13 protein-coding genes and 2 pseudogenes are annotated in these 7800 nt (G+C 43.5%); 7 read left to right on the forward strand and 8 right to left on the reverse strand.

The genetic code is table 11. From position 1 onward, the window contains the following. Window positions 1–16: 16 nt before the first annotated feature. Complete coding sequence (locus PX482_RS05255; RefSeq protein WP_288122163.1) at window positions 17–238, reverse strand: hypothetical protein; 222 nt, start codon at window positions 236–238, stop codon at window positions 17–19. A gap of 201 nt (window positions 239–439) precedes the next feature. On the opposite strand from PX482_RS05255, the gene PX482_RS05260 reads away from it, so the two are divergent. Both PX482_RS05260 and PX482_RS05265 read left to right on the forward strand, forming a co-directional pair. Beyond that, a complete protein-coding gene (locus tag PX482_RS05260; protein ID WP_288122164.1) occupies window positions 440–1987 on the forward strand; it encodes a mercuric reductase in 1548 nt (515 codons plus the stop codon). A gap of 5 nt (window positions 1988–1992) precedes the next feature. Next, complete coding sequence (locus PX482_RS05265) at window positions 1993–2139, forward strand: hypothetical protein (RefSeq protein WP_002758360.1); 147 nt, start codon at window positions 1993–1995, stop codon at window positions 2137–2139. Between the two features lie 114 nt (window positions 2140–2253). Here the strand turns inward: PX482_RS05265 and PX482_RS05270 are convergent, their stop codons facing one another. The 6 genes from PX482_RS05270 to PX482_RS05295 all read right to left on the reverse strand — a co-directional run bounded on the left by PX482_RS05270 (window position 2254) and on the right by PX482_RS05295 (window position 6133). After that, entirely contained in the window at window positions 2254–2565 is a 312-nt protein-coding gene (locus tag PX482_RS05270) for a type II toxin-antitoxin system VapC family toxin (protein WP_288094892.1), read from the reverse strand. Next, window positions 2562–2849, reverse strand: a complete 288-nt coding sequence (locus PX482_RS05275) for a hypothetical protein (RefSeq protein ID WP_002790029.1) — start codon at window positions 2847–2849, stop codon at window positions 2562–2564. The genes PX482_RS05270 and PX482_RS05275 overlap by 4 nt, the downstream gene beginning before the upstream one ends. A gap of 381 nt (window positions 2850–3230) precedes the next feature. Then, window positions 3231–3437, reverse strand: coding sequence for a type II toxin-antitoxin system HicA family toxin (locus PX482_RS05280; protein WP_002741035.1), 207 nt, complete (start codon window positions 3435–3437; stop codon window positions 3231–3233). Beyond that, window positions 3434–3637 (reverse strand): type II toxin-antitoxin system HicB family antitoxin, encoded by a 204-nt coding sequence (locus PX482_RS05285; RefSeq protein WP_002734086.1) that lies wholly within the window; start codon window positions 3635–3637, stop codon window positions 3434–3436. The genes PX482_RS05280 and PX482_RS05285 overlap by 4 nt, the downstream gene beginning before the upstream one ends. A 715-nt stretch (window positions 3638–4352) precedes the next feature. Beyond that, on the reverse strand, window positions 4353–5378 hold the full coding sequence (locus PX482_RS05290) for a glucosaminidase domain-containing protein (RefSeq protein ID WP_288023679.1): 1026 nt from the start codon (window positions 5376–5378) through the stop codon (window positions 4353–4355). Window positions 5379–5470: 92 nt separating this feature from the next. Further along, window positions 5471–6133 carry a hypothetical protein gene (locus PX482_RS05295; RefSeq protein WP_002758364.1) on the reverse strand — a complete coding sequence of 221 codons (663 nt, stop codon included), beginning with the start codon at window positions 6131–6133 and terminating at the stop codon, window positions 5471–5473. 171 nt (window positions 6134–6304) lie between these two features. Here PX482_RS05295 and PX482_RS05300 point away from each other — a divergent pair, with 171 nt between their 5' ends. The 5 genes and pseudogenes from PX482_RS05300 to PX482_RS05315 form a co-directional block, all read left to right on the forward strand. Beyond that, window positions 6305–6493, forward strand: a complete 189-nt coding sequence (locus tag PX482_RS05300; protein ID WP_002758365.1) for a phage integrase N-terminal SAM-like domain-containing protein — start codon at window positions 6305–6307, stop codon at window positions 6491–6493. Then, the gene (locus PX482_RS27640) at window positions 6454–6594 is read left to right on the forward strand and encodes a phage integrase N-terminal SAM-like domain-containing protein (RefSeq protein WP_080603602.1); all 141 of its coding nucleotides are present in this window, start codon (window positions 6454–6456) and stop codon (window positions 6592–6594) included. Before PX482_RS05300 ends, PX482_RS27640 begins: the two co-directional genes overlap by 40 nt. Continuing rightward, window positions 6591–6746 carry a hypothetical protein gene (locus PX482_RS05305; protein WP_002758367.1) on the forward strand — a complete coding sequence of 52 codons (156 nt, stop codon included), beginning with the start codon at window positions 6591–6593 and terminating at the stop codon, window positions 6744–6746. The genes PX482_RS27640 and PX482_RS05305 overlap by 4 nt, the downstream gene beginning before the upstream one ends. A 496-nt stretch (window positions 6747–7242) precedes the next feature. Then, a complete protein-coding gene (locus PX482_RS05310; RefSeq protein WP_002758370.1) occupies window positions 7243–7542 on the forward strand; it encodes a hypothetical protein in 300 nt (99 codons plus the stop codon). Then, window positions 7436–7663, forward strand: a pseudogene (locus PX482_RS05315) (DUF5615 family PIN-like protein); the annotation flags it as partial. The gene PX482_RS05310 and the pseudogene PX482_RS05315, both read left to right, overlap by 107 nt. A gap of 2 nt (window positions 7664–7665) precedes the next feature. On the opposite strand, the pseudogene PX482_RS05320 reads toward PX482_RS05315, so the two are convergent. Continuing rightward, window positions 7666–7800 (reverse strand): annotated as a pseudogene (locus PX482_RS05320) (IS630 family transposase); the annotation flags it as partial.

Consider the following 7800-nt stretch of genomic DNA (forward strand, 5'->3'; position numbering starts at 1 on the left):
CCGTTGCTGTCACCCTCTACGTCACAAAAATTGCCCGGCAGGCCCTGGCATCAGTTATCAATGAATAGTCATCAGTTATCAGCCAGGGGTTGGGGAAGTGGGAAGTGGGGGAAGGGGGTGTGGGGTGTGGGGTGTGGGGTGTAGGGTGTGGGGAGAACAAATAAAAATAATCTCCTGACGACCGGCGACCGGCGACCGGCGACCGGCGACCCATAACGAAAAGTTCGTATCTCACCATTAAGATAACTGCTTTAATAAACCTCTTGCATAATTAATTTTTCAGGGTTCAAAAACGGCAAAAATAAGAATTAAATTGCATAAAATCTGTAAATAGACCATTTAACTGATTATTATTCATTCTTAATTCTCCTGACTACTGACTACTGGCTACTGATTCCTAATCCTAACAACAATTTTTGATTTTTACAAGAGGTCTAATATGTTTCAAAATAGCTCTAGGGAAGTTAATGTTCTCCCAGTGGACGAACATAATCAAAAATTAGTTAATTATGTTCATCCTGCCGATTGGGTCAATCCACAACCCCAAGATTGTTATGATTTAGTCGTCATCGGTGCGGGTACTGCGGGTTTAGTTGTAGCGGCGGGGGCGGCGGGTTTAGATATAGGTTTAAAAGTGGCTTTAGTGGAAAAACATCTCATGGGGGGAGATTGCCTCAATTTCGGTTGTGTTCCTTCTAAATGTCTGATTCGTTCCTCTAGAATTATCGGGGAAATTGAGAAAGCCAAAAAATTAGGAATTAATATTGGGGATACTAGGGTAGATTTTGCCAGAGTCATGACCAGAATGCGGCAAATTCGCGCCGATATTAGTCATCATGATTCGGTGCAACGTTTCCAAAAACTAGGTATCGATGTCTTCTTCGGTAGCGCTCGTTTTTTAGGACAAAATGCCGTGGCAGTGGCGGGAAAAACTCTCGCTTATAAAAAAGCCGTCATTGCCACTGGTGCTGGGGCCTTTCATCCCGATATCCCCGGACTAAAAGAAGCGGGATTTTATACCAATGAAACAATTTTTTCCCTCACAGAATTACCTCCTCGATTAGCTATTATCGGTGGCGGGCCGCTTGGTTGTGAATTAGCCCAAGCTTTTCAACGGTTAGGCGCGCAGGTGATTTTATTTCATAATCATTCCCATCTTTTGAATAAAGAAGACCGAGAAGCGACCGAAATTATTGAGAATGCTTTGCTGCGGGAAGGAATGCAATTAATTCTCTCTTGCCAAATTGAACGGGTGACAAAAAATGAGCAGGGTAAAACCATTGAATATACTAGCAACGGTCAAGGAGCAACTATCACCGTTGACGAGATTTTAGTCGGTGCTGGCCGGGAGCCTAATGTGTCAGGATTAAATTTAGAAGCGGTAGCCGTGGAATACGATACTCGTCGGGGAGTCAAAGTTAATGATTATCTGCAAACTACTAACCCGAAAATTTATGCGGCCGGTGATATCTGTATGGATTGGAAATTTACCCATGCTGCCGATGCAGCCGCCCGTATTGTGATTAAAAATACTCTTTTTTCTCCCTTCGGTTTCGGACGCTATAAGCTCAGTAATTTAGTTATGCCTTGGGTCACTTATACCGACCCAGAAATCGCCCATGTGGGCATGGATGAAACCCAAGCACAGACCCGGGGATTGGTCACTAATACTATTAAAATTCCTTTGAGTATAGTCGATCGAGCTATCGCTGATGGGGAAACAGCAGGTTTTTTAAAAATTATTCACAAACAAGGTTCCGACCAAATTTTAGGAGCCACTATCGTCGCCACCCACGCCGGTGAGATGATTTCCGAAATTACCACCGCTATGGTTGCTAAAATCGGACTGAGTAAACTGTCTATGGTTATTCATCCCTATCCCACCCAAGCGGAAGCGATTAAAAAGGCCGCCGATGCCTATCGCCGAACTCTCTTGACTCCTAATAGTAAAAAATTCTTGGCATTGTTGACTAAATTATCGCGTTAAAATCAATGATTGCCACCGGAGAACTGCGGCAGAACTTTGAACAATTCTGGCGGGAAGCTGCCGCGCAGTTGGGAAACGCCCAATCCCTCACCGAACGGGGGTCGGGGAAATGGCAAGAGTACCAGTTGGAGAAATACCAACCCCTGACGTAGCTCTGCCCTTTTTAGAATACAAGTAAACGGTGAAAACCTTCTTGCTCAAAATGGCGATCGGTGGTTAATGCTTCATTAATATTGAACTGACGCATCAATAAAAAGCTAACTGCATCACATAAGGAATAAGGAATAAGTCTTATCTTGCCGTGCCATCAATAGTTTGACAGCAGCACGATGTAAAGGCTCATCTATCCAAACTGTCTCGATATCTGGATTTTCTAGCAAATCGGTGATAAATTCTAGGGTAGCTAAACGCGGGTAACGCCGAACTTGAGCTAGAGCAACTAACTCTGCTAAAACGTAACTGTGGGTGATGCTTTTACCTGCACTATCTAACAATTGGACAGCTTCTTCATGTCCTGGTTGATCACGATAGACATAGCAAAGTAACCCAGAATTATCGAGGAGTATCACCGATTTCATGTCTCCTCATGAGTATCTCCATACTCTCTCCCTAAGTCAGCATCAATGCTTTCATTATCTGCTCCTGTCGGATAGCCGCTAATTGAGCCAGCGTGCGCTCGAAAGCGTTGACGTGCTGCTTCTTTTTCGGCTTCCGTGCGTTGGTCTTTATTTTTGTTCAAGCGATACTGTCGCTCAAGGGAAGTTGTTACTAATTCTGACAGGTCGATACCTAATATTTTAGCTTGCTGTTGCAAGGCGGCATAGACTTCATCGCTCAATTCTAGGGTTAAGACTTGACTCATTTAGCTGTACCTTCATTGTGGCTATTGATTAGATTAATTTCTTTTTTAACTCTTTGACCATTATAACCTCGGACATCAGCTTGTCTCTTCACAGTAGCACTGTAGTAGCACTGTAGGGTGGGTTAGCGACAGCGTAACCCACCGCATATTAGGAAATTGATGGTGCGTTACATTAACATTAACGCACCCTACTGGACTGTTTCAACTAAAATAGGGCAATAGATTTCGGCTTAAAGTCTTAGATTATAGAATTTATAGCATTTTTCTAATACACCAAATTAGCTGAAACAAACCAGTAGGGTGGGTTAGCGACAGCGTAACCCACCGAATATTAGGAAATTGATGGTGCGTTACATTAACATTAACGCACCCTACGAAAGCTTATAAGTCATCTTCCGATAATCGAGCTATTTTCATAATTGATTTTAAAGTTCCAATTTTTAAGTCCTGATTGCGGTGTACAGGAATAGATAGAATTTTATCTTCATCCTCCTTTTCATAAATATGGTGACTACTGGTAATTTTTTTGAGTATCCAACCTTTTTTTTCGACAATTTTACAGAGTTTTTTCCCTGATATTGATTTCATACAGCAATTTCAATCACTTCTGACCTAGATTCAGGTTGTTTGCTTTCATTGGCAACTTCTAACCAGCCTTGTATGGCATCTTGGAGGTTATCGACAACTTCGTCCATACTATCTCCTTCTGTTATACAACCGGGCAGAGCGGGAACTTCAGCCCAGTAACCGCCTTCTTCGGCTGGATGAATAATAGCTTTGATTTTCATCAGGTTCAGAATTTTTGAAAACTTATCTCTTATTTTAATATGAATATGGAAGTTGGGTTTCCTTGCGTCAACCCAACCTACAGGCGATGCGATCGGCGATCACTGATTACCTCGAAGCAATTACGCTTCGTCCTACCCGATGTTAGGGGTTACGTTGCTCGTCCAACCTACTTGAGTTTCGACTTTTCTCTTGACCTAATCATCGTTTTTCTTCGTTCCGACTTTGGGATTGTTTTGACAATTTAGGGTTGACCACTTCACCCACCTTCAACTCTAGGGATAGCAGATACCGTAACGAAAGCTCTGCGAGTTTAGAAGGTTGAGTCAACATTTTTAGCTCAGATTGTTGCTCTGAAATTGGATGCTTTTTCTGGTTTTCCCTTATTGTCTCCCCGTTAACGCGCCTTGCGCCTATCTGTTTTGGCTCTGATTGCGTCCTTGTTCTCCGCTTCAGCCTCTAGATTTCCGAGTCTAGTCACTGGGGGCAGGTCGGGAGTCACTGTGTCCCTTACAGGGTAGGTCTTTCACCTACATCCTTTTTGTCAGTTATGCTGTTTTATCAGCACTCTAGGCTATTTATTCCCCTAGAAACGAATCGCACCGTTACATTAACATTAACGCACCCTACGGCGATGGCGATCGCACTGCTGCAGCTACAGCGATAGCGATCGCAGGTTCTATCTGCTGCTGTTAGGACAAAAATAAGAGAGTCCAGCTACTGATTAGCTCTTAGCCATTTCAAAATCGCTCTACCTATTGCTTGTCCGCCTCTTGTACTCCAGTCAACTACATCAGGCACAGAAACATCAATGAAGTAGACTTCAGCTAAAACTGCAACTCGAACATCCGTATCTTCTGCACCACTTAACACTCCAAGTGCTTGGCGTGGCTCGCGTCCTCCTGCAATACGATCTCGTATACCTAACTCTGCCGCAATTTCTGCACTCATTATCCGTGAAAGTGCTAAATCTGGAGGATCTGCTTTACGATCGTGGACTAGCACTTCTGCGCCCTGAGCAGAACGATTAGCACTGTTGTGATGAATTGAGCAGAATACGTCATAGCCAGCGGCTCGCGTTCCTAAATTGTATAAGCTTGCAACTGCATCTGTGATGTCACAAGGTACGCCAGCTTGTCTGATAACACGCTTTGCCGCTTCTGCAGCAATCTTATTCAACTCATACTCATTTTTAGAGTTGACACCAACTGTGCCTGGGTCAAATACCCCACTGGGCAATGTGCCATGTCCAACCTCGAGAAGAACGCCATTTTGCTTCCAGAAACTGCCATTTTCAGTTGTTTTCCTGAGGAGCCTTGAAGCTTCATCGAACAAATTAACGACTTTGTCTACATATGTTTGTTTTGCAGTGGAATCACCACCTATATAGCCAGCAAATGCAATAAACCTTATATATGTCTCAGGCGAAGAAATACTCGAACGCCACCCAGAATATACTGGTCGATTAATAAATATCCAATATCCGCGAATGGCATCCTCAAGAGTTACAAATTTACAGTATATGTCTTCACCATCACTTGCTTCGTAAGTAACAGGAATTGCTATTCCACTCATTTCGGGACGATACTTCATTCCAAATGGGTTACCGTGTAGCTTAAATAAGTCGGAGTTGCCCCGCCCAGATTCAAGAATAGCTTGGGCAAGCTGCACCTTCTTGAGATGCTCGAACTCAATCTCAGCATCTCGAATTGTACTCACAAAATCATTCCATTCAAAAGCCATCACTTTTCTCCTAATAACTAGATTTACAGAGTTAACGCAACAAGAATCTGCTCAAGTCTATGGCATTGAGAAAGCTCACACCTTGGCACAAGTTAGGTGCTGTAAAAAACACTCAAAGAAATGAAGCTTTGTGTCTCTCTCAATCCATCTAAAAAAGGTCGAATCTTGTCGTTGAAGTCACTAGTCTTGACTACGATGCACCCAGCAGAGCCTGGATAAATTGCAACGTTAGAGTCGCGGTGAAGTCCGAATTCACTTCGTCCTGTGTCTGGATCTGGATCTGGTGTGATATGGTAAAACATCCCTTCAATACCTGGAGTCGCAAGATAGTATCCATTGGTAGAAATCTTCCAGTCATTATCAGGGGGAATACAACCCTTACCCCTTTGAGTGTGAGCCCCAGGGTACTGATAACCAGGTTGACCAGACGTTGCCCTTACTCGGAGAACTTCTTGAGTGCCACGACTAAATACTAAATAACCATAAATTAGGTTACTGATGTTTGCTTGCTCAAGAGAGAAGACAGCCTTAACTTCTTGGGTTTGAAGACCAGTATCCCAGTGAGGCAAGAAAATCCACCAAGAGCCAGACTCAAAGGCAAGCTCGACATGAGAGTGTAGTCCATTAGTTTCAAGTATCTCATCCACAGTGTAAACCTTGCCTGTGGGCACAGCAACTTTCTGATTATCAGCAAGCTCTTCGCCTTGAATTGGCTGTTTTTTTAGGAGTGTAGAAACCTTTGCTTTATATTCCATTTCTCTCAGTGAATCATAACCCCTTTATCCTACTATCCCACCTCCATCGGTCTAACACCCCATAAATAAAACTTAATACCGCACCGTGCGGTCTAATCACCCCCATTTGGGCATAATTACCGCAGGGGGCGGTCTAGTATCTCTGCCAAACCGATTTTACCGCATTTGCCGATGACAGAAGAAGCCCAGTTCCATCGACTGTTAGAACGAGTCCGAGAAGTCATGCGTCTCAAGCACTTTAGCTTGAAGACGGAAAAATCCTACCTCTACTACATTCGAGACTTTATCCTCTTTACACAACAAACGCCACCCCTCCAGAGATGGGAGTTGACGAAATCCGCCAGTATCTGTCGCATTTAGCCACCGACAAGCAGGTTGCCGCCTCAACTCAAAATTTCGCTCTCAATGCCTTGCGGTTGACGGGTCAAAAAGTGCTTTACGTCCAGACACCACAATTTTGAAGGCCTGTAAGGAAATTGGCGGTTATCAACCCGTCACCTGGTTAGCAGGAAGGGATAAAAGCCGTTATCCCCAAGTTTATCGCACCCATCCCTTAGAAAGCAGCAATTATGAGGCATTTGACCGGATGATTGGGGTTGCTAATCAGAAATAGCAAGAAAGCCTCTTAATAACTCGTCCTGCGGTTCAATTTCGTGGCTTTTTTCCCGAAGTTAACAATCAGAATCTTACGGAAATTGCGATCAAAATCAAGGAAACCTACAATGATTATTTAAAGTTAGTGCGATCGCTTGAAGACCTGAAAAACCGGCATCCCGAACTAAGAGAACCTTATATCGAGGTAACATCGACTAAAAGTCAGAGAACGATTTACCTGACCCGACTAGATCGGTTTGGGACTTTAGAATCGGGTTTTTTTTAGTCAAGATAAGCAGTCTTGTAGCGTGGGTTGAGCGACAGTCCAACCCAACCCCAAAGGCGATTGAAAACAACAATACACACTACCCCCCCGAAAAGTATCCTACGCTACAATTTAATAAATCTTTACATTCTTCTCCCTGACTAGGGATTCACAGGGGAAGGAGTCTCAGGTGGTTTCCCCTGTTTTAATCGGATAAACTAGGGATACCAGCTTTCATCAAGGCATCAGCATGACTACCAACGTAGCGAAAACTCAATGGCAGTATTTAGAGAAACGTCCTCATTCCTGGCGACAACAGCTTTGTTTTCAAGGCAGGAGGCTGAAAGCTTTTGATGTCTGGTCAGATATGATTGTCAATGACATGACTCCTCAAGAAGCAGCCCTTAATTGGGAGTTACCCCTGGCTGCCATCTATGAAGCAATTGACTATTGCGAGAGGAATCAGCAGCTACTCAAGCAAGAAGCAGAAGAAGAACGCCACCGTCTGGAAGCAAAGGGGATTAGTGTTGAGTCTAAGATTATTGCTTGATGAGGACTCGCAAGCCCAACTTCTGGTTAAGTTACTTACGGCTGCCGGTCATGACGTACTGACGATCAATGAAATTGGTTTGGCTGGCTGCACAGATAATGTCGTACTTGACTATGCTATACTTTAGACGTTCATAATCTGAGATTTATTAAACTTCTGAAATCGTAGAGTCAGCAAGGAATCCAGTTCTTTTTTATGTTTCAGATGGGCATCATTCAGACATTCATAAATAGCTGAAGAAAAGTCAGAAAAGTTCTC

The organism is Microcystis sp. M53602_WE12 (genome assembly GCF_030065455.1).
GTDB classification, from domain to species: domain Bacteria; phylum Cyanobacteriota; class Cyanobacteriia; order Cyanobacteriales; family Microcystaceae; genus Microcystis; species Microcystis aeruginosa.

What these genes read in the sequence shown, in the direction of transcription:
- PX482_RS27640 (WP_080603602.1), top strand. Translation starts at nt 6,454, where the DNA reads ATGGGAGTTGACGAAATCCGCCAGTATCTGTCGCATTTAGCCACCGAC.
- PX482_RS05260 (WP_288122164.1), top strand. Translation starts at nt 440, where the DNA reads ATGTTTCAAAATAGCTCTAGGGAAGTTAATGTTCTCCCAGTGGACGAA.
- PX482_RS05255 (WP_288122163.1), bottom strand. Translation starts at nt 238, where the DNA reads ATGGTGAGATACGAACTTTTCGTTATGGGTCGCCGGTCGCCGGTCGCC.
- PX482_RS05285 (WP_002734086.1), bottom strand. Translation starts at nt 3,637, where the DNA reads ATGAAAATCAAAGCTATTATTCATCCAGCCGAAGAAGGCGGTTACTGG.
- PX482_RS05265 (WP_002758360.1), top strand. Translation starts at nt 1,993, where the DNA reads ATGATTGCCACCGGAGAACTGCGGCAGAACTTTGAACAATTCTGGCGG.
- PX482_RS05295 (WP_002758364.1), bottom strand. Translation starts at nt 6,133, where the DNA reads ATGGAATATAAAGCAAAGGTTTCTACACTCCTAAAAAAACAGCCAATT.
- PX482_RS05280 (WP_002741035.1), bottom strand. Translation starts at nt 3,437, where the DNA reads ATGAAATCAATATCAGGGAAAAAACTCTGTAAAATTGTCGAAAAAAAA.
- PX482_RS05275 (WP_002790029.1), bottom strand. Translation starts at nt 2,849, where the DNA reads ATGAGTCAAGTCTTAACCCTAGAATTGAGCGATGAAGTCTATGCCGCC.
- PX482_RS05270 (WP_288094892.1), bottom strand. Translation starts at nt 2,565, where the DNA reads ATGAAATCGGTGATACTCCTCGATAATTCTGGGTTACTTTGCTATGTC.
- PX482_RS05300 (WP_002758365.1), top strand. Translation starts at nt 6,305, where the DNA reads ATGACAGAAGAAGCCCAGTTCCATCGACTGTTAGAACGAGTCCGAGAA.
- PX482_RS05310 (WP_002758370.1), top strand. Translation starts at nt 7,243, where the DNA reads ATGACTACCAACGTAGCGAAAACTCAATGGCAGTATTTAGAGAAACGT.
- PX482_RS05290 (WP_288023679.1), bottom strand. Translation starts at nt 5,378, where the DNA reads ATGGCTTTTGAATGGAATGATTTTGTGAGTACAATTCGAGATGCTGAG.